The 24,634-nt window shown below is 31.0% G+C and carries 27 protein-coding genes, 1 pseudogene and 1 riboswitch; of the genes and pseudogenes, 25 read left to right on the top strand and 3 right to left on the bottom strand.

Features of this window, described 5'->3' with window-relative positions:
• Positions 1–47: 47 nt before the first annotated feature.
• The 9 genes and pseudogenes from comGA (at position 48) to gcvPB (ending at position 8,274) form a co-directional block, all read left to right on the top strand.
• Positions 48–1,022, top strand: a complete 975-nt coding sequence (gene comGA / locus AC2D8K_RS01245; RefSeq protein ID WP_002451889.1) for a competence type IV pilus ATPase ComGA — start codon at positions 48–50, stop codon at positions 1,020–1,022.
• On the top strand, positions 994–2,061 hold the full coding sequence (gene comGB / locus AC2D8K_RS01240) for a competence type IV pilus assembly protein ComGB (RefSeq protein WP_002451890.1): 1,068 nt from the start codon (positions 994–996) through the stop codon (positions 2,059–2,061). The genes comGA and comGB overlap by 29 nt, the downstream gene beginning before the upstream one ends.
• Before the next feature lie 12 nt (positions 2,062–2,073).
• Positions 2,074–2,391: a competence type IV pilus major pilin ComGC gene (comGC, locus tag AC2D8K_RS01235; protein ID WP_484697848.1), complete on the top strand. Its 318-nt coding sequence runs from the start codon at positions 2,074–2,076 to the stop codon at positions 2,389–2,391.
• Positions 2,369–2,808, top strand: a pseudogene (comGD, locus tag AC2D8K_RS01230) (competence type IV pilus minor pilin ComGD). The gene comGC and the pseudogene comGD overlap by 23 nt, the downstream one beginning before the upstream one ends.
• Before the next feature lie 197 nt (positions 2,809–3,005).
• Positions 3,006–3,503 (top strand): competence type IV pilus minor pilin ComGF, encoded by a 498-nt coding sequence (locus AC2D8K_RS01225; RefSeq protein WP_002451893.1) that lies wholly within the window; start codon positions 3,006–3,008, stop codon positions 3,501–3,503.
• Positions 3,504–3,661: 158 nt separating this feature from the next.
• Complete coding sequence (locus AC2D8K_RS01220) at positions 3,662–4,180, top strand: shikimate kinase (protein WP_037552472.1); 519 nt, start codon at positions 3,662–3,664, stop codon at positions 4,178–4,180.
• Positions 4,177–4,275, top strand: a riboswitch (glycine riboswitch). (Overlaps the previous gene by 4 nt.)
• Positions 4,276–4,352: 77 nt before the next feature.
• On the top strand, positions 4,353–5,444 hold the full coding sequence (gene gcvT / locus AC2D8K_RS01215; RefSeq protein ID WP_002451895.1) for a glycine cleavage system aminomethyltransferase GcvT: 1,092 nt from the start codon (positions 4,353–4,355) through the stop codon (positions 5,442–5,444).
• 18 nt (positions 5,445–5,462) lie between these two features.
• Entirely contained in the window at positions 5,463–6,812 is a 1,350-nt protein-coding gene (gcvPA, locus tag AC2D8K_RS01210; protein ID WP_002451896.1) for an aminomethyl-transferring glycine dehydrogenase subunit GcvPA, read from the top strand.
• The gene (gene gcvPB / locus AC2D8K_RS01205) at positions 6,802–8,274 is read left to right on the top strand and encodes an aminomethyl-transferring glycine dehydrogenase subunit GcvPB (protein ID WP_002451897.1); all 1,473 of its coding nucleotides are present in this window, start codon (positions 6,802–6,804) and stop codon (positions 8,272–8,274) included. The genes gcvPA and gcvPB overlap by 11 nt, the downstream gene beginning before the upstream one ends.
• A 138-nt stretch (positions 8,275–8,412) precedes the next feature.
• Here gcvPB and AC2D8K_RS01200 read toward each other — a convergent pair whose 3' ends face one another.
• Positions 8,413–8,799 carry a rhodanese-like domain-containing protein gene (locus AC2D8K_RS01200; protein WP_002451898.1) on the bottom strand — a complete coding sequence of 129 codons (387 nt, stop codon included), beginning with the start codon at positions 8,797–8,799 and terminating at the stop codon, positions 8,413–8,415.
• A gap of 162 nt (positions 8,800–8,961) precedes the next feature.
• On the opposite strand from AC2D8K_RS01200, the gene AC2D8K_RS01195 reads away from it, so the two are divergent.
• Positions 8,962–9,792 carry a lipoate--protein ligase family protein gene (locus tag AC2D8K_RS01195; protein ID WP_002451899.1) on the top strand — a complete coding sequence of 277 codons (831 nt, stop codon included), beginning with the start codon at positions 8,962–8,964 and terminating at the stop codon, positions 9,790–9,792.
• Positions 9,793–9,870: 78 nt separating this feature from the next.
• Here AC2D8K_RS01195 and AC2D8K_RS01190 read toward each other — a convergent pair whose 3' ends face one another.
• Together AC2D8K_RS01190 and AC2D8K_RS01185 are read right to left on the bottom strand one after the other, a co-directional pair.
• Positions 9,871–10,080, bottom strand: a complete 210-nt coding sequence (locus AC2D8K_RS01190; protein ID WP_002451900.1) for an SA1362 family protein — start codon at positions 10,078–10,080, stop codon at positions 9,871–9,873.
• A 16-nt stretch (positions 10,081–10,096) separates the two neighbouring features.
• Positions 10,097–10,675: a hypothetical protein gene (locus AC2D8K_RS01185; protein WP_002451901.1), complete on the bottom strand. Its 579-nt coding sequence runs from the start codon at positions 10,673–10,675 to the stop codon at positions 10,097–10,099.
• 108 nt (positions 10,676–10,783) lie between these two features.
• On the opposite strand from AC2D8K_RS01185, the gene AC2D8K_RS01180 reads away from it, so the two are divergent.
• The 15 genes from AC2D8K_RS01180 (at position 10,784) to recN (ending at position 24,513) form a co-directional block, all read left to right on the top strand.
• Complete coding sequence (locus AC2D8K_RS01180) at positions 10,784–11,845, top strand: M24 family metallopeptidase (protein ID WP_002451902.1); 1,062 nt, start codon at positions 10,784–10,786, stop codon at positions 11,843–11,845.
• Positions 11,846–11,870: 25 nt separating this feature from the next.
• Entirely contained in the window at positions 11,871–12,428 is a 558-nt protein-coding gene (gene efp / locus AC2D8K_RS01175; protein WP_002451903.1) for an elongation factor P, read from the top strand.
• Between the two features lie 167 nt (positions 12,429–12,595).
• Entirely contained in the window at positions 12,596–13,618 is a 1,023-nt protein-coding gene (argC, locus tag AC2D8K_RS01170; protein ID WP_484697845.1) for an N-acetyl-gamma-glutamyl-phosphate reductase, read from the top strand.
• A 13-nt stretch (positions 13,619–13,631) separates the two neighbouring features.
• Positions 13,632–14,825 (top strand): bifunctional glutamate N-acetyltransferase/amino-acid acetyltransferase ArgJ, encoded by a 1,194-nt coding sequence (gene argJ, locus AC2D8K_RS01165; protein ID WP_002451905.1) that lies wholly within the window; start codon positions 13,632–13,634, stop codon positions 14,823–14,825.
• A 10-nt stretch (positions 14,826–14,835) separates the two neighbouring features.
• Positions 14,836–15,579 (top strand): acetylglutamate kinase, encoded by a 744-nt coding sequence (gene argB / locus AC2D8K_RS01160; protein WP_002451906.1) that lies wholly within the window; start codon positions 14,836–14,838, stop codon positions 15,577–15,579.
• The gene (locus AC2D8K_RS01155) at positions 15,576–16,712 is read left to right on the top strand and encodes an acetylornithine transaminase (protein ID WP_002451907.1); all 1,137 of its coding nucleotides are present in this window, start codon (positions 15,576–15,578) and stop codon (positions 16,710–16,712) included. The genes argB and AC2D8K_RS01155 overlap by 4 nt, the downstream gene beginning before the upstream one ends.
• Before the next feature lie 228 nt (positions 16,713–16,940).
• Entirely contained in the window at positions 16,941–17,411 is a 471-nt protein-coding gene (gene accB / locus AC2D8K_RS01150; RefSeq protein WP_002451908.1) for an acetyl-CoA carboxylase biotin carboxyl carrier protein, read from the top strand.
• Entirely contained in the window at positions 17,411–18,769 is a 1,359-nt protein-coding gene (accC, locus tag AC2D8K_RS01145) for an acetyl-CoA carboxylase biotin carboxylase subunit (protein ID WP_484697843.1), read from the top strand. Before accB ends, accC begins: the two co-directional genes overlap by 1 nt.
• A 12-nt stretch (positions 18,770–18,781) precedes the next feature.
• The gene (locus AC2D8K_RS01140; RefSeq protein ID WP_002451910.1) at positions 18,782–19,144 is read left to right on the top strand and encodes an Asp23/Gls24 family envelope stress response protein; all 363 of its coding nucleotides are present in this window, start codon (positions 18,782–18,784) and stop codon (positions 19,142–19,144) included.
• 98 nt (positions 19,145–19,242) lie between these two features.
• Complete coding sequence (gene nusB, locus AC2D8K_RS01135) at positions 19,243–19,629, top strand: transcription antitermination factor NusB (RefSeq protein ID WP_002451911.1); 387 nt, start codon at positions 19,243–19,245, stop codon at positions 19,627–19,629.
• 18 nt (positions 19,630–19,647) lie between these two features.
• On the top strand, positions 19,648–20,985 hold the full coding sequence (gene xseA / locus AC2D8K_RS01130; RefSeq protein WP_002451912.1) for an exodeoxyribonuclease VII large subunit: 1,338 nt from the start codon (positions 19,648–19,650) through the stop codon (positions 20,983–20,985).
• On the top strand, positions 20,978–21,208 hold the full coding sequence (locus AC2D8K_RS01125; RefSeq protein ID WP_002451913.1) for an exodeoxyribonuclease VII small subunit: 231 nt from the start codon (positions 20,978–20,980) through the stop codon (positions 21,206–21,208). Before xseA ends, AC2D8K_RS01125 begins: the two co-directional genes overlap by 8 nt.
• The gene (locus AC2D8K_RS01120; RefSeq protein ID WP_037552477.1) at positions 21,186–22,067 is read left to right on the top strand and encodes a polyprenyl synthetase family protein; all 882 of its coding nucleotides are present in this window, start codon (positions 21,186–21,188) and stop codon (positions 22,065–22,067) included. Before AC2D8K_RS01125 ends, AC2D8K_RS01120 begins: the two co-directional genes overlap by 23 nt.
• Positions 22,068–22,368: 301 nt before the next feature.
• Positions 22,369–22,821, top strand: a complete 453-nt coding sequence (gene ahrC / locus AC2D8K_RS01115; protein WP_002451915.1) for a transcriptional regulator AhrC/ArgR — start codon at positions 22,369–22,371, stop codon at positions 22,819–22,821.
• 15 nt (positions 22,822–22,836) lie between these two features.
• Positions 22,837–24,513 carry a DNA repair protein RecN gene (gene recN / locus AC2D8K_RS01110; protein WP_002451916.1) on the top strand — a complete coding sequence of 559 codons (1,677 nt, stop codon included), beginning with the start codon at positions 22,837–22,839 and terminating at the stop codon, positions 24,511–24,513.
• The last annotated feature ends 121 nt before the right edge of the window (positions 24,514–24,634 follow it).

Here is a 24,634-nt window from a genome sequence, read left to right as displayed (position 1 = left end):
AAGTAAATTTAACACCTCTTACGTTAATAAATGTAGGAGGTGTTTTTTTGAAAATATTATTTCAAGAGATAATTAATAAAGCCATAGTATATAAAGCAAGTGACGTACATTTTATTCCAATGGAACATTATGTTCATATAAAATTCAGAGTGAATGATACTTTAACACCCTACGAAACACTTGATATAGGGGTTTACCGTAAACTACTCGTTTTTATGAAATTCCAAGCAGGATTGGATGTGTCGACACAGCAAATTGCTCAAAGTGGGCGTTACACTTATAAATTAAGGTCAGTTTATTACTTACGTATTTCAACTCTCCCATTATCAATCGGCAGTGAAAGTTGTGTAATTAGAATCGTTCCTCAATATTTTCAAAATAAAAAGGAAACATATGAATTTAATGATTTTAAACATTTAATGAATAAGAAACAAGGATTACTACTTTTTACAGGACCTACTGGTTCTGGTAAAAGCACACTCATGTATCAAATGGTTATGTATGCTCAAAAAGAACTGAATCTTAATGTGATATCTATAGAAGATCCTGTAGAACAAATTTTAAAAGGCATTACTCAAATCTCAGTAAATACTAAGGCTGGTATCACTTATGCAAGTTCATTTAAAGCAATACTTCGATGTGACCCAGATGTCATTTTAATTGGAGAAATCAGAGATGCAGAAATAGCAAAGTATGTATTTCAAGCTAGCTTGAGTGGCCATTTAGTATTAAGTACATTACATGCTAATGATTGTAAGGGGGCGTTATTGAGATTATTAGAAATGGGTATTACGATTCAAGAACTATCACAAGCTATCAATTTAATATCTAACCAACGATTAATAACCAAATCTAGTCAACAACGCCAATTAGTATGTGAACTTATGTTTAAAAATCAAATCAATTACTTTTTTGAACATAATCAAACAATGCCTAGATCATTTAAACGTTTATCTTCAAAACTCGATGATATGACTAAAGAGGGTATTATATGTGAAACAATTGCTGATAAATATATTTAATCAATCAAGGCGTAAATGTTTAACTAAAGGCGAACAGTTAGATTTAATGCAACGATTATATCAATTATTAACTAATGGATTCACATTATACGAATCTTTTAAATTTTTGAACTTGCATTTTAAATATAAAGGCACTAAAACTCAAATGGAACTTATGGCTAAAATAGAAAATGGTGCGCACTGCTATGAAATATTTCAATATTTAGATTATGCTAATGATATCATTACTCAAATATATCTTGCTGAAAAATTTGGAAATTTAGAGGCAATACTAAATGAATCAATCCTTTTTTTAAAAAAGCAAATTCAAGTTAAACAAAGTGTCATTAAAACGATTCATTACCCCGTCGTATTAATATTTATATTTTTTCTTATCTTACTAATCTTAAATATTACAGTAATACCTCAATTCAAAGATCTTTATCAAACAATGAATATTGAATTATCATCACTCCAATTAGTACTTTCCTCATTTATTTCAGGACTTCCTTATTTCATTTTATTTCTCAGTTGTTTTATTTTAGTTATTTTTATCATCTTTCATATTAGTTATAGAAAAATGCCAATAATAAAACAAATTCATTTAATGAGCAATCTACCTATAATAAAAAGCTACTATAAAATTTTAAAGACATATCAATTATCTACTGAACTTGCTCATTTTTATCGTAATGGAATTAATCTACAGCTCATCGTAGAAATCTTTCAACAACCGAATAGTAATCAATTCCACAAATATTTAGGCGAAATAATTTTAAAGCAGTCCAATCAAGGTGAAAAACTTCCTAATATTTTAAAGCAATTAAGATGCTACGAAAATGATTTGATCAAGTTCATAGAACAAGGTGAAAAGAGTGGAAAACTTGATATTGAATTAACACTGTATAGTCAAATACTAGTACATCAATTTGAAATATTGGCAAAGCGACATATCAAATTCATCCAACCCATAATATTTCTAATGTTAGGTATATTTATTGTTTCTTTGTATTTATCTATCATGCTACCAATGTTCGATATGTTGCAATCAATAAATTAGAGGTGTGAAATAATGAAAAAAAACGACTACTCACTTAAAACTAAAGCTTTCACCTTAATCGAGATGCTATTAGTATTATTAATAATAAGTTTATTACTTATTTTAATTATTCCTAACATTGCCAAACAAACGGCTCATATACAATCAACCGGTTGCGATGCACAAGTTAAAATGATAAATAGCCAAATTGAAGCTTATACACTAAAGCATAATAGAAATCCTAATACTATACAGGATTTAATTACAGAAGGATATATTAAAGAGAATCAAAGAAGTTGTAAAACAGGTGAAACAATTTCAATAAGTAATGACGAAGCAGTTGCAAATTAAAGCGTACAATTTTATAGAAATGTTAATGGTGTTATTTATTTTGTCGATTTTATTGGTATGTACTATAAGTAGTAAAAATCTATTAACGATATCAAAGAGCAATGATGACATGAATATCAATCAACTCATCACTCAAATAAATTATATAAAATCAAAAGCAATTAGCGAAAAACAATCAATCACTTTAATATTTTATAATCAGTCTTCTAACATTAAAGTTATAGAAGAACACGGTAATAAATATCAAATAAAAATAAGAGATGGAAAGATCGTAAAATTACAAAAATAAACCAAATTACCTTTGATAAAAATGGTAATATTAATCATTTTGGTTCGCTAGACATTAAAATGAAACATTCAATATATAAAGTTATATTTCATATTGAGAAAGGACGAATAAGGTATACCAAATTATAAATTAAAGAGCAGTTTAATGCTGGATAGCTTATTTGCATTTTTTATCATGAGCATAATCACCTTAACATTTATTGAAATGATTAATCATTTACTGATTAATTATCAAAATCAGATAGATAATATCGAGATGCAAAAAATAATCATTGTAAGCTTAAATAAATTTGATTTAAATCATTTGAAGCAAGGGGTTAATATAGATGATTTTACAATTAAATTATCTAATGAGGAAATTTGTACCACAAACAACCAAAATAAAAAGCACTATTGTATTAAAAAATAAACTACCAAGTTTTACATTTATTGAAATGATTTTTTCATTAATGATAACTACAATTCTACTAACTTCCGTACCATTAACTATCAAAATGATTGGTCAATATAAACAGATAGCTTTAGAAAATAGTTCAATAGAATATGAATTTTTTCATAGTGACTTTTTAAAAGAACAAAAAGAAGGTGCAATTAACCCCATCATTAAAGAAAGACATACCTTACACTTAATCAATAAAGAGAAGAATATAGAATATATTTTCAAAAACAATAAAATATATAAACAAATAAATGGTAAAGGCAACATTACATTGCTGAACCAAGTAAGTATGGTTAAAATTATAAAGACGAACAATAATATCACCAAAATCATTCTGAAGGTAGGAAATACGAATTATTCTCAATTCAAAACATTATATTTATAAACAAAAAGCATTTATCAGTCCATTCTTGATGATTATTTTTTCTATATATTTAACAATTATATCTTTTTATATAACTCAATATAGTTTAAAATTAAAGACAACACATAACTTAGAAAAAATATATAAAGAAGTTATCGTTAATAAGCTTATAGAGGTTGATGTTGTTGAAAAATCTAGAAATACCAATCATTCTAATAGGGTTCATGGGAACCGGTAAAACAACAGTAGGTCAATATTTGATGAATCAATTACATCTAAGCTATGTAGATTTAGATGACTATATTGAAAAAAGAGAAAATATAACTATTCCTCAAATATTTAAGGAAAGAGGAGAATCTTACTTTAGAAAATTAGAATTTAAATATTTAAGTGAATGTATCAATCAATTTGATATCATATCTACTGGCGGTGGAATAATTGAAAATTCTGCTTCATTGGATCTATTAAAAAATCAGAAACAAGTCATATGGTTAGATTGTGATATAGAGATTGTCTTTAATAGAATAGTGAATGATCCTCATCGCCCTAATGCGAATAATAAGTCCCTAGAACAACTAAAAAACTTGTATTTATCAAGGATTTCAAGATATAATGAAATCGCATTCATGAAAGTGAATAGTAACCAAAATGTATCTGAAATTTATCAAGAAATAACAACTTTATTAAGTAGCGATTGATCAGTATTAGAGAGCATAAAAAGATAACTTTTTATCGCCGAAGGTGCAAGTAATTTTATTACGAAACTCTCAGGCAAAAGGATAATACTGTAACGCGTTCCTGGAAAAAATATTTAAACAGGGTAGCAAGCTTTTGCTATCCTGTTTTTAAATAAATATAGGGGGTTTTCAAATGACAAGTGAGTTAAAAAAGACGCCATTATATCAAAATTACGTAGACAGTGGTGCTAAAATTGTAGAATTTGGTGGATGGGCAATGCCTGTTCAATTCTCAAGTATCAAGGAAGAACACAACGCAGTTAGATATGAAATTGGATTGTTCGATGTAAGTCATATGGGAGAAATTCAAATTCAAGGTAATGATGCTAAATCTTTCGTACAATATATTTTATCCAATGACACTAATAATTTAACAGATTCTAAAGCACTATATACTGCATTATGTAATGAAGAAGGTGGCATTATTGACGACTTGGTTACATATAAACTAGCAGATGATAACTATTTATTAGTGGTTAATGCTGCCAATACTGATAAAGACTTTAAATGGATTGAAAAACATGCTAAATCTTTTGATGTTGAAGTTAAAAATGTATCTGAACAATATGGCCAATTAGCACTTCAAGGTCCTAAAGCTAGAGACTTAATGCAAAAATTAGTAGATATTGATATTTCTGAAATGGGAATGTTTGAATTTAAAAAAGATGTTCAATTATTCAATAAAAATGTTATTCTTTCTCAATCTGGTTACACTGGCGAAGATGGCTTTGAAATTTATTGTGATGCCAATGATACAGTAGCTATCTGGGAAGGATTACTAGAATATGACGTAACACCATGTGGTCTAGGAGCTAGAGATACTCTAAGATTAGAAGCAGGTCTTCCTTTACATGGTCAAGATTTAACAGAATCAATTACACCATATGAAGGTGGTATCGCATTTGCTGCAAAACCATTAATTGAAGAAGACTTTATTGGTAAATCTGTTTTAAAAGACCAAAAGGAAAATGGATCATCTAGAAGAACGGTTGGTTTAGAACTTTTAGATAAAGGTATCGCTAGAACTGGCTATGAAGTACTAGACTTAGATGGTAATCAAATTGGAGAAGTAACTTCAGGAACAAAATCTCCTTCATCTGATAAATCAATTGCATTAGCTATTATCAATAGAGACGCATTTGAAATGGGTAGAGAGTTATTAGTACAAGTTCGTAAAAGACAGGTAAAAGCTAAAATCGTTAAGAAAAATCAAATCGAAAAATAGAACAAAGGGGTGGACAAGTTGAGTCATCGTTATATTCCGTTAACTGATCAAGATAAGCAAGACATGTTAGACACTATTGGTGCTAAATCCATTAATGAATTATTTGGAGATGTACCTTCTGATATTTTATTAAATAGAGATTTAGGAATAGCTAGTGGAGAAGCAGAAACTACTTTACTAAAACGACTAAACAAAGTAGCAAGTAAAAATATTACTAAAGAAACACATACTTCTTTCCTAGGTGCGGGCGTTTATGATCATTATGCACCATCAGTTGTAGATGCAATGATCTCTAGATCTGAATTTTACACTGCTTATACACCATATCAACCTGAGATTTCTCAAGGGGAATTGCAAGCCATTTTTGAGTTCCAAACATTAATTTGCGAACTAACTAATATGGATGTAGCAAATTCATCAATGTATGATGGTATGACTAGTTTTGCAGAAGCTTGTATTTTAGCATACAGTCATACTAAGAAAAATAAAATTGTTGTATCAAAAGGATTACATTATCAAGCATTACAAGTATTAAACACATACGCTAAAACGCGTGAAGAATTCGAAGTTGTAGAAATTGATTTAGACGGTACGATTACTGATTTAGAAAAATTAGAACAAGCTGTAGATGATGATACTGCAGCAGTTGCCGTGCAATATCCTAACTTCTTTGGTTCAATTGAAGACCTAGAAAAAATTCAAAGCTTTATTGAAGGTAAAAAAGCATTATTTATCGTGTATGCAAATCCATTAGCATTAGGTTTATTAACACCTCCTGGTTCATTTGGAGCTGATATTGTAGTAGGTGACACACAACCATTCGGTATCCCAGCACAATTCGGTGGACCGCACTGCGGTTATTTTGCAACGACTAAAAAATTAATGCGTAAAGTACCAGGCAGACTAGTTGGTCAAACACAAGATAATGAAGGAAACAGAGGATTCGTTCTCACGTTACAAGCACGTGAACAACATATTCGCCGCGATAAAGCGACTTCAAATATTTGCTCTAACCAAGCTCTAAATGCATTAGCTTCATCAATCGCAATGTCTGCTTTAGGTAAACAAGGTGTTTATGATATTGCTGTGCAAAACTTTGAACATGCAAATTATGCTAAACAAGCATTTAAAGAAGCTGGATTCAATGTCTTAGAAGGTACATCATTTAATGAATTCGTTGTTGAATTTAATCAATCAATCAGTGAAGTTAATAAAGCATTAGCTCAAGAAGATATTATTGGTGGCTTCGATTTAAGTGCTGTTTCTAATGAGTTTGAAAATCATATGCTAATAGCTGTTACTGAATTAAGAACAAAAGGTGAGATTGATACATTTGTTAAGAAAGCTGGTGAAATTAATGGTAAGTAAATCAAGCCCACTTATTTTTGAAAGATCTAAAGAAGGAAGATATGCCTATTCTTTACCGCAAAGCGATATTAACAATAAATCATTTGAATCAATTTTAGATGATAAATTTATTAGAAAAGAAAAAGCTGAATTTCCTGAAGTAGCAGAATTAGATTTAGTTCGTCACTATACAGAATTATCTAATAAAAACTTTGGTGTAGACTCAGGATTCTATCCATTAGGATCATGTACTATGAAATACAATCCTAAAATTAATGAAAAAGTTGCAAGAATTCCTGGCTTTAGTGAAGCACACCCATTACAAGATGAAAATCAAATCCAAGGTTCTCTTGAAATTATATATAATTTACAAGAAGAACTTAAAGAAATTACAGGTATGGATGAAGTGACGCTTCAACCAGCTGCTGGTGCACACGGTGAATGGACTGCATTAATGATTTTCAAAGCGTATCATCAAAATAATGGAGAGGGACATCGTGATGAAGTTATTGTTCCTGACTCAGCACATGGTACAAACCCTGCTTCAGCATCATTTGCTGGCTTTAAATCTGTAACCGTTAAATCAAATGAACGTGGCGAAGTAGATATTGATGACTTAAAACGTGTTGTTAATGAAAATACTGCAGCTATCATGTTAACAAACCCAAATACTTTAGGTATTTTTGAAAAGAATATTATGGAAATCAGAGAAATTGTTCATGAAGCAGGAGGACTATTATACTACGATGGTGCAAACCTAAATGCTATCATGGATAAAGTTCGTCCTGGTGATATGGGCTTCGATGCTGTCCATTTAAATCTTCATAAAACATTTACTGGCCCACATGGTGGAGGCGGCCCAGGTTCAGGTCCTGTCGGTGTTGTTAAAGAATTAGCTAGTTACTTACCTAAACCAATGGTTATAAAAGAAAATGATTATTTTAAATATGATAATGATATTAAAAACTCAATTGGACGAGTAAAACCATTTTACGGTAACTTTGGCATCTATTTAAGAGCATATACTTATATTAGAACAATGGGTGCTCAAGGATTAAAAGAAGTTTCTGAAGCGGCAGTATTAAATGCTAATTATCTTAAAGCACGATTAACAGATCATTTTGAAATTCCATATAAACAATACTGTAAACATGAATTTGTCTTAAGTGGAATTAAACAAAAGCAATATGGGGTAAGAACTTTAGATATGGCTAAACGTTTATTAGATTTTGGCGTACATCCACCTACAATTTACTTCCCATTAAATGTTGAAGAAGGTATGATGATTGAACCTACTGAAACAGAATCTAAAGAAACTTTAGATCATTTTGCTGATACGTTAATTCAAATTGCTAATGAGGCGAAAGATGATCCAGATAAAGTACTCGAAGCACCTCATACTACTATTATCGACAGATTAGATGAAACGACAGCAGCAAGAAAACCAATTCTTAAATTTGAAAACTTACATGCTGAAAAATAATACACAATCTAAACATTCCTCTACTCATTTAACTGTAGAGGAATGTTTTTTCATAAAAAATGAGTGAAAAGAATAAGACATTTATTTGTCTTAAACATTTCACTCATAATACATAAACATTAATCTAGGCTAACCTAACTATTTTTTGGACTTGATTTTACCAGTCCATTTTTTATAGCCGCCTTTAAGCATATAAAGATCTGTATAGCCATTTTTTCTTAACATACGAGCAGCACGATAACTTGCAATACCATTTGCATCACAAAGATAAATGGGTTGGTCTTTTCTTAGACCTTGGAATCTTTGTTTAAACATAGTAATTGGAATATTTCGTGCGCCATTGATGTGACCATAATCATAGTCAACTTTTTCTCTAACATCAACCACTTGTGCTTTACGTAAGCCTTTGTGAAAATCATTTTGGTCTAATTCTGTGACAGCTCGTTTATTAAGAATTTGTTGAACGACCATATAACCAATTATTATAACTAATATAATAATTGCAATATACAAAGAGATACTCATGTTGCATCCTCCCTAATTTACCGATATTATAATTATAAGACTGTTAGAACAAATTATCAAAATATTTTTATGATATCACAGATGTTTTAATAATTTATTCAAAATTAATAAGCAAAATAGCAAATTTTGTTACTAAGCATACATTAATGGGGGATTTTAATCATGACAGAAACATGGAACTTTATTAATACTGGTAGTCACGATCCATATTATAATATGGCAATGGATGAAGCATTACTTAATTTCGTATCTAGAGGTGAAATTGATCCTGTCATTCGTTTCTACACTTGGGACCCAGCGACATTATCAATTGGCTACTTTCAACGATTAACTAAAGAAATTGATATCGAAAAAGTGAAGGAAAAGGGCTATGGACTAGTAAGACGTCAAACTGGTGGTAGAGGCGTGTTACATGATAAAGAGTTGACTTATAGTGTTATAGTACCTGAATCACATCCTAAAATGCCATCGACGATTACAGAAGCTTATAGAGTTATTTCACAAGGGTTATTGGAAGGATTCAAAAACTTAGGTTTCGATACTTATTTTGCTGTTCCTCGTTCGAAAGAAGAAAGAGAGAAGTTAAAGCAACCACGTAGTTCTGTATGTTTTGATGCACCAAGTTGGTATGAACTTGTTGTCGAAGGCCGTAAAATAGCAGGTAGTGCTCAAACACGTCAAAAAGGGGTCATTCTTCAACATGGTTCTATTTTACAAGATATAGATATCGATGAACTATTTGATTTGTTCATTTTCAAGCATGATCGCTTAAAAGCTAAAATGAAAGAAGCATTTGTAGACAAAGCAGTAGCTATCAATGACATTTCAGAACAACATATTACTTTGAATGAGATGGAAAAAGCTTTCGAAGATGGATTCAAAAAGGGATTACAGATTGAATTTAAACCATTAACTTTAACTGATGCACAGTTAGAAGAAGTCAAAGCATTGGAAGAAAAATTCCGTTCAGATGACTGGACTTATAGAAAATGATATTTAATTAAAACATAAAGCAGTAGTCATTCATATCAATTTGATAAAGATGACTACTGCTTTATTTTAATTTGATTATTATTTACGTTTACGATACTTACGTTGTGCTCTTTTATATTTACGCTGTTCTTCTGTTAGGAAGAAGAAATAATATATAAGATATATGATTAATACTAAAATTGCAAAGCTAATCAACATTCTAACGATTGAAAATAGAAACACATCTAAATTCATAATTAAACCAAATGCTGCAATAGCTAACACAATATAAAACCAAATATTTTTCATTGAAATTCACCTAATTCTAATTTGCATCTGTTTGTATAGTAGATAATTTTTGCTGTCCTTTATCAATTTTCTTTTTATCTTTTTCTTGATATCCTGTCTCAATCTTATCAAAGGCAGCAGTAATATCTTTATTTAAACTGCTAATATTTTTTTTAGTTTGTTTATCTTCACTAGTCATCGAATCTTCATCGATATCAGAATTATACGTATTATATGCATCATCTAAATCAGAAGTTATCGTCGATAATTTCTTTTGGATAGATTGACTACCTTTATTTTTAGTTACATCAGGTTTAATGTCATTATACTTATCAACTGCACTTGCTACTTTGTCATAATACGTAGAACTCGCCTTTAGATTTTTCTCTTTTTTCTTATTATCTGCTGTTTGTTTGCCATTCTCTTTATCTTTTTGTAATCCTGCAATCGTCGACTTTTGATTACTAATGTCTTGATTTAATTGTTGAATGTCTAATTTTAATTGATGATTGTCATCTCTTAGTTTTGTAGTTTTATCTTCGAGTGGTGCAAGATTTTGACTACCACAACCAGCTAATAAACAAGATGCGCCAATCACGATTATATATCTCTTCATGATTATCTCCCTAAACTAAAAACTATTATATTATTTATTGATTATGCTATCATTTTAATGTATTCATATAAAATGTACAAACGTTATACAAGATTCGGAGGGGATTCTATGAACAAATTAGAACAAGTACACCAACTTTTACAACAAAAAAAACTAGACGCAGTTGTTATTCTTTCAGATTTTAATAGAAGATATTTATCTGAATTCACAGGTACAAGTGGCGCTTTAATTATTACTCCAAACCATCAATATTTAATCACAGACTTTAGATACATCGAACAAGCAAAAGAACAAGCTTCAGAGTTTGAGATTATAAATAGAAAATCTGATTTAATATCTGAAATAAAATCAATATTAAAAGAAGAGGGCTTAAGTAACGTAGGATTTGAAGGTCATAAAGTAAGTTATGATACTTATATAGAATTAAGTAAAGGCATGATCACATTAATCAGTATTTCTGATGCTATTGAAAAAATCAGAGAAGTAAAATCAAATACAGAAATTGAAATAATCAAAAAAGCAGCTCAAATTGTTGATGAAACCTATGATTATATTTTATCAATTGTGAAAACAGGTATGACTGAACGCGAAGTAAAAGCCGAACTAGAAAGTAAAATGTTACATTTAGGTGCAGATGGACCATCTTTTGATACAATAGTAGCATCTGGTCATCGAGGCGCTTTACCACACGGTGTTGCAAGTGATAAAATTATTGAGCAAGGTGATATGGTTACATTAGATTTTGGTGCATACTATAAAGGTTATTGTTCAGATATCACAAGAACTTTTGCAATAGGTGAACCAAATCCTAAAATGAAAGAAATTTATGATATAGTATTAAAAGCACAACAAAAAGCGCTCAATGAAATCAAACCGGGTATGACAGTAAAAGAAGCTGATGCACTTTCCCGAGATTTTATTGAAGCACATGGATATGGTGAGGAATTTGGCCATTCATTAGGTCATGGTATTGGTTTAGACATACACGAAGGTCCATTACTATCTAAAAATGCATCTGGTCAACTTCGAGTAAATAATTGCGTCACTATTGAACCAGGTATATATGTTGATGGTTTAGGTGGCGTTCGAATTGAAGATGATATCTTGATGACAGAAAATGGTTGTGAAGTCTTTACTAAATGCACAAAAGACCTTATTATTTTAAAATAAGCGTGTATATTGAGGAGGAAACTGAATGATTTCAGTAAATGATTTTAAAACAGGTTTAACAATTTCTGTAGATAATGGCATTTGGAAAGTAATTGATTTCCAACATGTAAAACCAGGTAAAGGATCTGCTTTCGTACGTTCAAAACTACGTAACTTAAGAACGGGTGCTATCCAAGAAAAAACATTTAGAGCTGGTGAAAAAGTAGAACAAGCAATGATTGAAAATCGTCGCATGCAATACTTATACGCTGATGGTGATAATCATGTATTCATGGATAATGAAACATTTGACCAAACAGAATTACCAGGCGACTACTTAAAAGATGAATTAAATTACTTAAAAGCCAACATGGAAGTACAAATTCAATCATATGATGGAGAAGTAATTGGATTAGAATTACCAAAAACAGTAGAATTACAAGTAACTGAAACTGAGCCAGGTATCAAAGGTGATACTGCAACAGGCGCTACTAAATCAGCTACTGTTGAAACAGGTTACACACTTAATGTACCTTTATTTGTAAACGAAGGTGACATTCTTGTTATCAACACTAGTGATGGAAGTTACATTTCTAGAGGTTAATTTAGAAAAAATAATTTAACAATAAATACATAACTTACGACAACGTAAGTTATGTATTTTTTTATGCAAAGAATTTGAGGAGTATCTAGCCAATTATTATATTGTGCACTTGATTTTTCGTATTTTATAATATAAAATTGTATAAAAATACGAAAAGATGTTTAAGTATGCGCATAAGTATTGTAGGAATCACTGGATATTCCGGGCTAGAGCTACTACGCCTTATACATCATCATCATCATATTGAGGTATCATCTATACATGCCACTCAATCAATTGGTAAATCAATTTCAGAATTATATCCACATTTAAAAGGTATATGCGATTTGATTGTACAACCATTTGATGCAGATGAAATTATGAAACATAGCGACCTAGTTGTATTCGCAACGCCAAGCGGCATTGCTAGTCAATTATCCTCAAAATTTGTTAATTCAAATTTTCCAGTTGTCGATATTTCAGGTGATCATAGATTACCTTCAGATGAATATAAATTATGGTACAAAAAAGAACCTGTTAATAATGATATTCAAAAACAGTTCACCTATTGTTTGCCAGAATTTAATACATCTTCGAACCATCGATTTATTTCAAACCCAGGATGTTATGCAACTGCAGTTGAACTGGCACTTATTCCTTTGTTACAAAACAAATTAATCCAACTAGACTCAATTATCATTGATGCTAAAAGTGGCTTGTCAGGTGCAGGAAAAAATCCTACAACAGCTAGTCACTTTGTAAATATAAATAACAATTATTTAACTTATAAATTAAACGAACATCAACATATTCCTGAAATTATACAAATGTTAAAACACTACGATCACAATTTACAGAATATTCAATTTTCTACTTCTTTAATACCTGTAAATAGAGGCATTGTAGCAACAATTTACTGTAAACTGAAAAGTTCAACTTTTGCTCAACAGATTACCGAAACATATGAGTTAATTTATAAGAATAAACCTTTTATACGTATACTAAGAACCATGCCACAATTAAATGAAGTTGTTGGAACAAATTATGTGAATATTGGATTTAAATATAATGATAAAACAAATATTTTAACGGTTATGGTAGTACTAGATAATTTAATCAAGGGCGCTTCTGGACAAGCACTACAAAATATCAATCTTATGTTTGGTTTTGATGAAACCGAAGGACTTTGCAGTGTACCTCCATTAGTGTAGTGAGGAGTATAAAATGAAAGAAATTACAGGAAATATTGCAAGCCCAAAAGGTTTCACTGCAGATGGAATACATGTAGGAATTAAAAAAAGAAAATTAGATTTAGGATGGATTGTGTCAGAATGCCCATCAAGCGTTGCTTATGTTCAAACTACTAATAAAGTCAAAGCAGCACCTTTAATTTTAAATAAAAGAACAATACAAACTACTGGAAAAATTCAAGCCGTGATTGCCAACTCAGGCATAGCCAATGCTTGTACAGGACAGAAGGGTATGGAAGATGCCATTTCAATGCAACAGCAAGTATCAGAAACGCTAGGTATCAATCAAGATTTCATTTGTGTTGCTTCTACAGGAATTATTGGTCAACGTTTACCAATGTCTAAAATTAAAAAAGGTATTCAACAGTTAAACAAAGATGGTAATGCGAATTATTTTGCAAAAGCAATCTTAACTACTGATTTAAATACAAAAACATGTGTCGTAACTGAAAAATTTGACCAGACAACTGTAACCATGGCAGGTGTTGCCAAAGGTTCAGGTATGATACATCCTAATATGGCTACAATGCTAGCTTTTATTACATGTGATGCTAATATTTCTACGGAAACTTTACAAGAAGCACTAAAAACTAACATTGATAAAACATTTAATCAAATTACTATCGATGGGGATACATCTACTAATGATTTAGTACTAGTTTTATCAAATGGTGTAGCTAATAATAAAGAAATTTTACCAAACACTAAAGAATTCAAAACATTTTGCAATATGTTAGAACATGTTATGCGTTCACTAGCGATACAAATTGCCAAAGATGGAGAAGGCGCTACAAAATTAATTGAAGTGACAGTAGATAAAATGACAAATGAAAAATCTGCAAGAATGATAGCCAAGACAGTTGTTGGTTCAAATTTAGTAAAATCAGCCATATATGGAGAAGATCCTAATTGGGGACGTATATTCGCAGCTATTGGTTATACCCAATCTAACTTTGATATTAATAACGTTGATATCTTAATAGAAGACATCCCCGTCATGATTGGCTCAACACCAATCACTTTTGATGCTGAAACTATGCGCAATAAATTAAAAAATAAAGACATTCATATCAACATTAATATGCATCAAGGTAATAAATCAGGTACTGCATGGGGTTGTGATTTAACTTATGATTACGTAAAAATTAATGCATTATATACAACATAGAGGTAACAAAATGAATCAAATTATTGTAATTAAAATGGGCGGTATAGCCATAAAGCATTTAAGTAAAAACACTATAATGCAGATAAAGAATTGGATTAAACAAAATGATCAAATTATTATCGTTCATGGTGGCGGTAATGTTATTGAATCACTATTGATGAAAGCAAATCACCCTACAGTTAAAAAAGATGGATTGAGAGTAACTGCTAAGGAAGATTTACCAATTATTAAAGATGCCTTGTTTAATCATGTCGGTCAAAAATTAACAAGTGATTTAAAAGCAGCGAATTTAAATGTGAAGCAATTAAGAGAAGATCAATTATCAATCATTCAAGCGGATTATTTGAACTATCAACACTATGGCTCTGTAGGTAAAAATATACAAGTAAACGTAAATGCAATTCAAAATTATTTAATTCAAAATATGATTCCTGTTATAAGTTCTATCGGTACACATCAAGATGGTGAATTAATTAATATCAATGCCGACCATTTAGCAACAGCAATTGCTATCGCAATGAAAGCACGTAAATTAATATTAATGACTGATGTTAAAGGTGTGATAGAACATGGAACTTTGATAAAAAGATTAAATATTAACCACGTGCAATCTAAAATCGACAACCATATTATTACTGGTGGTATGATACCTAAAATTAATAGTGCCGTATCAACAGTTAAGTCCGGCGTTCAAGAAGTTATTATTGGAGATAATTTATTAACAGGAACAATCATAGAAGGGAACATCAAATGAGTTACTTATTTCAAAATTACAAAAGAGCAAATGTCGAATTCGTTAAAGCAGAATTAAATGAGTTATTGGATACAAACGGTAATAAATATCTCGATTTTTCTTCGGGCATCGGTGTAACAAATTTAGGTTTTCATCCATACGTTAAAGAACAATTAGAGAAACAGGTTGCTCAAATTTGGCATACTCCCAATTTATATTTAAATACGCTACAAGAAGATGTGGCCCAATTATTAGTACGTCAATATGACTATTGTGTATATTTCTGTAATAGCGGTGCTGAAGCAAATGAGGCGGCTATTAAATTAGCACGTAAATATACAGGCAAACAATCAATTATATGTTTTGATCAATCATTTCATGGCAGAACATATGGTGCAATGTCTGCTACAGGTCAAGGAAAAATAAAAGCAGGCTTTGGAGATGTAGTTCCTCACTTTAGTTATGCAAAATTTAATGACATCAATAGTGTGAAATCACTAATTACTAAAGATACAGCAGCTATCATGCTTGAACTTATTCAAGGAGAATCTGGCATTCACGTCGCTAAATCATCCTTTATCAAACAATTAAGTCAACTGTGTCATGCACATGACATTTTATTAATCGTTGATGAAGTTCAAACTGGCATTGGACGAACAGGTAAATGTTTCGCTTTCGAACATTATGATATTGAGCCGGATATTGTCACTTCTGCAAAAGGTCTTGCTAATGGCGTTCCTGTAGGCGCTATGTTAGGTAAGAGACGTCTATCGCATGTCTTTGATTATGGTAGTCATGGGTCTACATTTGGCGGAAACAAACTTGCAATGACAGCTGCAAAAGTCACATTAGAAATTATCAATAAAGCTCATTTTTTAAATCATGTTTCAAAAAAATCAGAAGAATTATTCTTCAAATTAAATAATGCATTAGTAGACAATCCTCATATCATTGACATACGTGGTAAAGGATTAATGATCGGTATTGAAACTGATTTAGACTTATCGCAACTTGTAGTCAAAGCACGTGAACGTGGTTTAATTATTTTAACTGCCGGTCAAAATGTCATCCGATTATTGCCACCACTAACCATTAGTTCACAAGAAATTAATCGTGCTGTAAGGGTATTGAGAGACATATTTAACGAATCATAATTTAACTCTAACGTGATGATATGATGTACTATCATGTCATCACGTTTATTATTTTAAATTAGTTATTTAGACTATTACGCCATGACTTAGTTTATCTCCTGATACTATGATTTTAAGCCAACAAGTCCATTTCAAAATATAGGATATCTTATCATGCTTGAATTGAAAGGTTGTCTCAAGTAAAATAGACGGGTAGATGAAAACAAACTGAAGGAGTCAGTAATAATTATGAACTTTAAAGAAATAAAAGAATTAATAGAGATTCTTGATCAATCAAACTTAACAGAAATTAACATTGAAGATAATAAAGGTAGCGTTGTTAACTTAAAAAAAGAAAAAGAAACTGAAATTATTACACCACAAGTGGCACAACAACCGGCACCATCTATTGCTCAACCTCAAGTTGCTCAATCTGCACCACAAGTCAGTGATAATGCGCAAGCACAAGAAGAAGTGGCAGACAATTATGAAACAATTAATGCACCAATGGTTGGTACATTTTACAAATCACCATCACCAGAAGAAGGTGCTTACGTACAAGTTGGAGATAAAGTCTCAAATGACACAACTGTTTGTATTTTAGAAGCAATGAAACTATTTAATGAAATCCAAGCAGAAATCTCAGGTGAAATTGTTGAAATATTAGTAGAAGACGGACAAATGGTAGAGTATGGCCAACCGTTATTTAAGGTGAAATAATGAAAAAAGTACTTATCGCAAATCGTGGTGAAATCGCAGTTAGAATCATAAGAGCTTGCCACGAGCTAGGTATTCAAACAGTTGCTATTTATTCAGAAGGAGACAAAGACGCCTTACATACTCAAATTGCTGATGAAGCATATTGCGTTGGTCCAACTCTGTCTAAAGATTCATATTTAAATATCCCTAATATCTTATCAATTGCTACATCAACAGGATGCGATGGTGTCCACCCAGGTTACGGTTTCTTAGCTGAAAATGGTGACTTTGCTGAATTATGTGAAGCATGCCAATTAAAATTTATCGGACCTAGCCATGAATCTATTCAAAAAATGGGTATTAAAGATGTCGCTAAAGCGGAAATGATCAAAGCCAATGTTCCTGTTGTTCCAGGTAGTGAAGGTTTAGTTCATAATATTGACGATGCGAAAAAGGTCGCTAAAAAAATTGGTTACCCTGTCATTATTAAAGCCACTGCTGGTGGTGGGGGTAAAGGTATACGTGTAGCTCGAGATGAGAAAGAACTTGAAACAGGGTACCGAATGACACAACAAGAAGCGGAAACTGCATTTGGTAATGGTGGATTATATTTAGAAAAATTCATTGAAAATTTCCGTCATATCGAAATTCAAATCATCGGTGACAGTTATGGCAATGTGATTCATTTAGATGAACGTGACTGTACAATTCAAAGACGTATGCAAAAATTAGTAGAAGAAGCACCTTCACCAATTTTATCTGAAGAAACACGTCAAGAGATGGGTAATGCAGCAATTAGAGCTGCTAAAGCTGTAAACTATGAAAATGCTGGAACAATAGAATTTATTTATGATTTAAATGATGATCAATTCTACTTCATGGAAATGAATACCCGCATTCAAGTTGAGCATCCTGTTACTGAAATGGTTACAGGTGTAGACTTAGTCAAATTACAATTAAAAGTCGCAATGGGTGAGGCATTACCATTTAAACAAAAAGATATCAAAATTAACGGACATGCGATTGAATTTAGAATTAACGCCGAGAATCCATACAAAGATTTCATGCCATCTCCTGGTAAAATCACTCAATATTTAGCACCAGGTGGATTCGGAGTCAGAATTGAATCTGCATGTTATACTAATTATACAATTCCGCCATATTATGATTCGATGGTTGCTAAACTTATCGTGCATGAGTCGACAAGAGATGAAGCAATCATGACAGGTATCAGAGCGTTAAGTGAATATTTGGTTTTAGGAATAGATACTACGATTCCATTCCATTTAAAATTATTAACAAATGATATCTTCAGAAGTGGTGAATTTAATACTAAATTCTTAGAAAAATATAATATTATGGCTGATGACAACCAATAGGAGGTTAAAACAATGGTCAATGTTGCGGATTATTCTCACACAAATTTAGGCAAAATCGAAATTGCTCCAGAAGTTTTATCTGTTATTGCTAGTATTGCTACCTCAGAAGTAGATGGCATTACAGGACATTTTGCAGAATTAAAAAATACTAACTTAGAAAAAATTAGTCGTAAAAATTTAAATAGAGATTTAAAAATTGAAGCTCGAGAAGATGGTATTTATATCGATGTTTATTGTGCTTTAAAACACGGCATTAATATTTCTAAAACAGCGAATCAAATTCAATCTGCTATTTTCAATCAAATTTCTACAATGGCAGCAATTGAACCAAAGCAAATTAATGTTCACATTACCCAAATTGTAGTAGAAAAATAAATAATAAATTAAGTTAGGTACTAGTTTAGAGATATCATCATTAAAAACACATCTCAATAGTACCTAATCTTATATAAAAACGTTTGAAGGAGTTATTTATGAGTCGTAAAGAATCAAGAGTCCAAGCTTTTCAAACTTTATTTCAATTAGAAATTAAAGACACTGATTTAACTATCAAAGAAGCAATTAACTTTATTAAAGATGACTATCCAGATTTAGACTTTGATTTCATTAATTGGTTAGTGACTGGTGTTAAAGATCACGAACCTGTATTAGATGAAAAAATCAAACCATATCTCAAAGATTGGTCACTCGAAAGATTATTAAAAACAGACCGTATCATCTTACGCATGGCAACTTTTGAAATATTGCACAGTGATACACCATCTAAAGTAGTCATAAACGAAGCCGTTGAGTTAGCTAAACAATTTAGCGATGATGATCATTATAAATTCATCAATGGCGTACTGAGTAACATAAACTAATAAAATTGAGTGATATATATGACTGATTACTTAACAGTTTCCACATTAACTAAATATATTAAATATAAATTTGATCAAGATCCACATTTACAGTCCGTTCTTATAAAAGGAGAATTATCTAACTTTAAAAAACATTCAAGTGGTCATTTATACTTTAATGTAAAAGATAAAGAAAGTGTAATTAGTGCAATGATGTTTAAAGGTAGTGCTTCTAAACTCAACTTCGAACCTAAAGAGGGTGATGAAGTACTATTAGAGGCACGTGTATCTGTATATGAGCGCAGAGGAAACTATCAAATATATGTAAATAAGATGCAACTCGATGGTATAGGTAATCTCTATCAAAAATTGGAAGAATTAAAGAAAAAGCTTTCAAAAGAAGGTTATTTTGATAATAGTAATAAAAAAACTATACCTCGTTTTCCAAAAAAAATTGCTGTCCTTACTGCTAGTACAGGTGCAGCAATCAGAGATATACATTCAACAATTAATAGTCGCTATCCCCTTGTTGAACAAATACAAATTAGTACATTGGTGCAAGGACAACAAGCCAAAGCTGACATTATAGAAAAGATTAAATATGCAGATCAATTAGATGTAGATACCATTATTGTTGGACGCGGTGGAGGCTCAATTGAAGATTTATGGAACTTTAATGAAGAAGAAGTTGTTAAAGCCATTTTCGAATGTCAAACGCCAATTATATCAGCAGTTGGTCACGAAACCGATTTTACATTAAGTGATTTTGTGGCTGACGTAAGAGCAGCTACACCAACGCAAGCAGCAGTGATGGCAACGCCAGATCAGTATGAATTATTACAGCAAATTAAGCAATATCAATTCACATTAACTAGACATATCAAGCAATATGTGGAACAACATAAAAAGCATCTTGAACATCTATCTTCGTATTACAAATTTAAGCAACCATCTCTATTATATGATCAGCAAATTCAAAAAAGAGATGATCTTGAAAAGCAATTAAACCAAAAGTTGACTAGTAAGTTAGAACAGCAACAACATCAATTAAGTATTTTGAAACAAAGATTTAATCCTAAGCATCTCGAATCTTCTATTATTAGAAATCAACAACAGAATGGCCAACTTAAATCACGCCTAACTCAAAAGATAAATAACGATTTATCACAATACAAAAATGCACTAAAATCAAAAATTGAACAACTGAATCAATTAAGCCCAACCAATACAATGTTACGTGGATACGCAATTGTAAACAAAGAAGATAACGTTGTCACAAGTACAAAAGACATGTCGGAAAATGATGAAATTGTTTTAACTATGAAAGATGGTCAAATCGATGCCATTGTTAAGAAAGTAAGGTGTAATGATGAGTAAAGAAAAACAAAGCTTTGAAGAAATGATGCAAGAGCTTGAGAGCATTGTACAAAAATTAGATAATGAAACCGTATCATTAGAAGAATCTCTAGATTTATATCAACGAGGAATGAAATTATCTACAGCATGCGATTCAACATTAAAAGATGCCGAGAAAAAGGTAAATAAATTAATGCAAGAAGAAGCTGAGGAACAGGATAATGATGAAACTACAAATGAATGATTTAATTAATGAAATTAATGATGCTCTTAAGAAATCAATACCAGAGTCTACGCTAAATACAAATTTAGAAGAAAGTATGCTTTATTCTCTTAATGCAGGTGGAAAAAGAATTAGACCTGTATTATTGCTACTTACTTTAGATATGTTAAATGAAGATTATCGTCAAGGCATGCAAAGCGCCTTGGCCTTAGAAATGATTCATACATATTCACTTATACATGATGATCTTCCAGCCATGGATAACGATGATTATCGCAGAGGCAAGCTAACTAACCACAAAGTATATGGTGAATGGAAAGCCATTTTAGCTGGTGATGCGCTTTTAACTAAAGCCTTTGAACTCGTGTCTTACGATTCAGCTTTATGTGATGCTAAAAAGGTTAAAGTCTTACAAAGATTAGCATATGCTAGCGGACATCTGGGTATGGTTGGTGGACAAACACTAGATATGCAGAGTGAAGATAAAAAGATAGATATTTCAACGTTAGAATCTATTCATAGAACAAAAACAGGTGCATTACTTACTTTTGCAATTATGAGTGCAGTTGACATTGCCGACACTGATGAACATACATCTGCAATGTTAAATGAATTTAGTGACCATCTTGGATTAATGTTCCAAATCAAAGACGATTTATTAGATATATATGGTGACGAACAAAAGCTTGGTAAAAAAGTGGGTAGTGATTTAGAGAATGATAAAAGTACTTATGTCTCTATATTGAATAAAGACGGTGCGGAGAATAAATTAAATTATCATCGTAATGAAGCACTCAAATGTTTAGATAACATAAGTGATCAATATGAAACTACAAATTTAAGAGACATTGTAGATTTATTCTATCATCGTGATCATTAATTTTTATTTATTTTACAATATTACTCATATGATAGAGGTTAACAGAAATTACATTCAATTTTTGTTAACCTCGTTTTATGTTCAAATTAAATTCTAAGCTGTTATACAATAAATATTCATCAATATCATTAAAATGCATATAAAGTACGATTAATTTATTTGTAATATATTATTCATAGAAAACTATATTAGCAGTTATTCAACGTACTTTATATCCTTATTCAAAAGGGTGATGAGTAGTAGTAACTAAATGCATATGTTAAAATAACTGTATAAATATTCGTAACTAGAGGTGTTAATTTTGCCAAAAAAATCGGTAAGACATATAAAAATTAGAGAAATTATATCGAATGAACAAATTGAAACTCAAGATGAATTAGTTAAACGTTTGAATGAATATGAATTAAATGTGACACAGGCGACTGTCTCTCGTGATATTAAAGAATTACAACTAATAAAAGTACCAGCCGCATCAGGCCAATATGTTTATAGTTTACCTAATGATCGTAAATATCATCCTCTTGAAAAACTCGGTAGATATTTGATGGATTCATTTGTAAATATTGAAGGTACAGGTAATCTACTAGTATTAAAAACATTACCAGGTAATGCACAATCCATAGGTGCAATATTAGACCAAATTGATTGGGAAGAAGTGTTAGGAACAATTTGTGGTGATGATACTTGCCTTATTATTTGTCGAAATGATGAAGCGAGTGAAGAAATCAAAACAAGAATTTTCAATTTATTATAAGGATGCGATGAATTTATGTTACAAACCTTATCAATAAAACAATTTGCAATCATCGATGAATTAGAAATTCAATTTTCAGATGGTTTAACTGTTTTAAGTGGTGAAACAGGTTCAGGTAAATCAATCATTATCGATGCTATTGGACAACTTATCGGTATGCGAGCGTCATCAGATTATGTTAGACATGGTGAGAAAAAAGCAATTATTGAAGGTATATTCGATATTGATAATAGCAAAGATGCAATACATGTGTTGCAAGATTTAAATATTGATATCGATGAAGACTTTTTATTAGTTAAAAGAGAAATTTTTAGTTCTGGCAAAAGTATCTGTCGAATTAATAATCAAACTATTACATTACAAGATTTAAGAAAAGTAATGCAGGAACTTTTAGATATCCACGGGCAACATGAAACACAATCATTACTTAAACAAAAATATCATTTACAATTACTCGATGATTACGCTGGTGAGCAATATAGTGATCTTTTATCACAATATCACGAGGTCTTTAATCAATATAAATCTAAACGCAAAGAACTCGAAGAATTAGAATCTGCTGACCAAGCATTGCTACAAAGACTAGATTTAATGAAGTTTCAATTAGAAGAATTGACAGAAGCATCTTTAAAAGAGGGAGAAGTCGACCAACTAGAATCAGATATTAAAAGAATTCAAAACTCAGAAAAACTAAGTTTAGCTTTAAATAATGCACATTTGACTTTAACAGATGAAAATGCAATTACTGATCGACTCTATGAACTAAGCAATTTCTTAAATGAAATTAATGATATTGTTCCTGATAAATATGTAACGTTAAAAGAAGAAGTAGATCAGTTTTACTATACGTTAGAAGATGCCAAACACGAACTTTATGATGAAATGACTAATACTGAATTTGATGAACAAGTCCTTAATGAACTTGAATCACGTATGAACTTGCTTAATAACTTAAAACGTAAATATGGTAAGGATGTTTCCGAGTTGATTGCATATCAAGGCAAACTTGAAAATGAAATCAATAAAATTGAAAACTATGAACAAAGTACATCACAACTACGTGAAGAGATTAACGATTTATACCAACAAGTAATTAAAGTAGGTAAATCATTATCAGAAAAAAGACGGAAAGTTGCTAGAGAATTAAGAGACCATATTGTATCAGAAATACAAAATTTACAAATGAAAGATGCCAATTTAGAAATTTCATTTAAACCACTTGATGAACCGAATATTGAAGGTATTGAATTTGTAGAATTTTTAATCAGCCCAAATAAAGGTGAACCTCTAAAAAGCTTAAATAAAATAGCTTCAGGCGGGGAACTATCTAGAATCATGCTCGCATTAAAAAGTATATTTGTTCAATCTAGAGGACAAACAGCTATATTATTCGATGAAGTTGATTCAGGCGTTTCAGGTCAAGCAGCTCAAAAAATGGCTGAGAAAATGCGTGATATCGCTGAATATATTCAAGTAATATGTATCTCACATTTACCTCAAGTTGCAACAATGAGTGATCATCATTTACTTATTTCTAAACATACAACAGAAGACCGAACAACAACACAAGTTAAAGAACTTGAAAATGATGATCGAATTGATGAAGTAGCTCGTATGATTTCTGGCGCTAGTGTTACAGATTTAACGAGAGAGAATGCAAAAGAAATGATAGCTCAGAATCAAAGGAAATAATGTATTAATTTAAATTAAGTAAAACATCATTAATAATTAATCTTAAGTTAAGTAATGATGTTTCGTTAGTCTGTAAATTTTCCAGTTGTATTGAATAGTCACTTTTTATACAAAAAAATGA

The sequence above is a fragment of the Staphylococcus sp. 510 genome, from assembly GCF_057219715.1.
This window is presented reverse-complemented; position numbering and strand designations above follow the sequence as displayed.

What these genes read in the sequence shown, in the direction of transcription:
- comGC (WP_484697848.1), top strand. Translation starts at nt 2,074, where the DNA reads ATGAAAAAAAACGACTACTCACTTAAAACTAAAGCTTTCACCTTAATC.
- AC2D8K_RS01225 (WP_002451893.1), top strand. Translation starts at nt 3,006, where the DNA reads ATGATTTTACAATTAAATTATCTAATGAGGAAATTTGTACCACAAACA.
- AC2D8K_RS01220 (WP_037552472.1), top strand. Translation starts at nt 3,662, where the DNA reads ATGTTGTTGAAAAATCTAGAAATACCAATCATTCTAATAGGGTTCATG.
- gcvT (WP_002451895.1), top strand. Translation starts at nt 4,353, where the DNA reads ATGACAAGTGAGTTAAAAAAGACGCCATTATATCAAAATTACGTAGAC.
- gcvPB (WP_002451897.1), top strand. Translation starts at nt 6,802, where the DNA reads ATGGTAAGTAAATCAAGCCCACTTATTTTTGAAAGATCTAAAGAAGGA.
- AC2D8K_RS01200 (WP_002451898.1), bottom strand. Translation starts at nt 8,799, where the DNA reads ATGAGTATCTCTTTGTATATTGCAATTATTATATTAGTTATAATAATT.
- AC2D8K_RS01195 (WP_002451899.1), top strand. Translation starts at nt 8,962, where the DNA reads ATGACAGAAACATGGAACTTTATTAATACTGGTAGTCACGATCCATAT.
- AC2D8K_RS01190 (WP_002451900.1), bottom strand. Translation starts at nt 10,080, where the DNA reads ATGAAAAATATTTGGTTTTATATTGTGTTAGCTATTGCAGCATTTGGT.
- AC2D8K_RS01185 (WP_002451901.1), bottom strand. Translation starts at nt 10,675, where the DNA reads ATGAAGAGATATATAATCGTGATTGGCGCATCTTGTTTATTAGCTGGT.
- AC2D8K_RS01180 (WP_002451902.1), top strand. Translation starts at nt 10,784, where the DNA reads ATGAACAAATTAGAACAAGTACACCAACTTTTACAACAAAAAAAACTA.
- efp (WP_002451903.1), top strand. Translation starts at nt 11,871, where the DNA reads ATGATTTCAGTAAATGATTTTAAAACAGGTTTAACAATTTCTGTAGAT.
- argC (WP_484697845.1), top strand. Translation starts at nt 12,596, where the DNA reads ATGCGCATAAGTATTGTAGGAATCACTGGATATTCCGGGCTAGAGCTA.
- argJ (WP_002451905.1), top strand. Translation starts at nt 13,632, where the DNA reads ATGAAAGAAATTACAGGAAATATTGCAAGCCCAAAAGGTTTCACTGCA.
- argB (WP_002451906.1), top strand. Translation starts at nt 14,836, where the DNA reads ATGAATCAAATTATTGTAATTAAAATGGGCGGTATAGCCATAAAGCAT.
- AC2D8K_RS01155 (WP_002451907.1), top strand. Translation starts at nt 15,576, where the DNA reads ATGAGTTACTTATTTCAAAATTACAAAAGAGCAAATGTCGAATTCGTT.
- accB (WP_002451908.1), top strand. Translation starts at nt 16,941, where the DNA reads ATGAACTTTAAAGAAATAAAAGAATTAATAGAGATTCTTGATCAATCA.
- accC (WP_484697843.1), top strand. Translation starts at nt 17,411, where the DNA reads ATGAAAAAAGTACTTATCGCAAATCGTGGTGAAATCGCAGTTAGAATC.
- AC2D8K_RS01140 (WP_002451910.1), top strand. Translation starts at nt 18,782, where the DNA reads ATGGTCAATGTTGCGGATTATTCTCACACAAATTTAGGCAAAATCGAA.
- nusB (WP_002451911.1), top strand. Translation starts at nt 19,243, where the DNA reads ATGAGTCGTAAAGAATCAAGAGTCCAAGCTTTTCAAACTTTATTTCAA.
- xseA (WP_002451912.1), top strand. Translation starts at nt 19,648, where the DNA reads ATGACTGATTACTTAACAGTTTCCACATTAACTAAATATATTAAATAT.
- AC2D8K_RS01125 (WP_002451913.1), top strand. Translation starts at nt 20,978, where the DNA reads ATGAGTAAAGAAAAACAAAGCTTTGAAGAAATGATGCAAGAGCTTGAG.
- AC2D8K_RS01120 (WP_037552477.1), top strand. Translation starts at nt 21,186, where the DNA reads ATGATGAAACTACAAATGAATGATTTAATTAATGAAATTAATGATGCT.
- recN (WP_002451916.1), top strand. Translation starts at nt 22,837, where the DNA reads ATGTTACAAACCTTATCAATAAAACAATTTGCAATCATCGATGAATTA.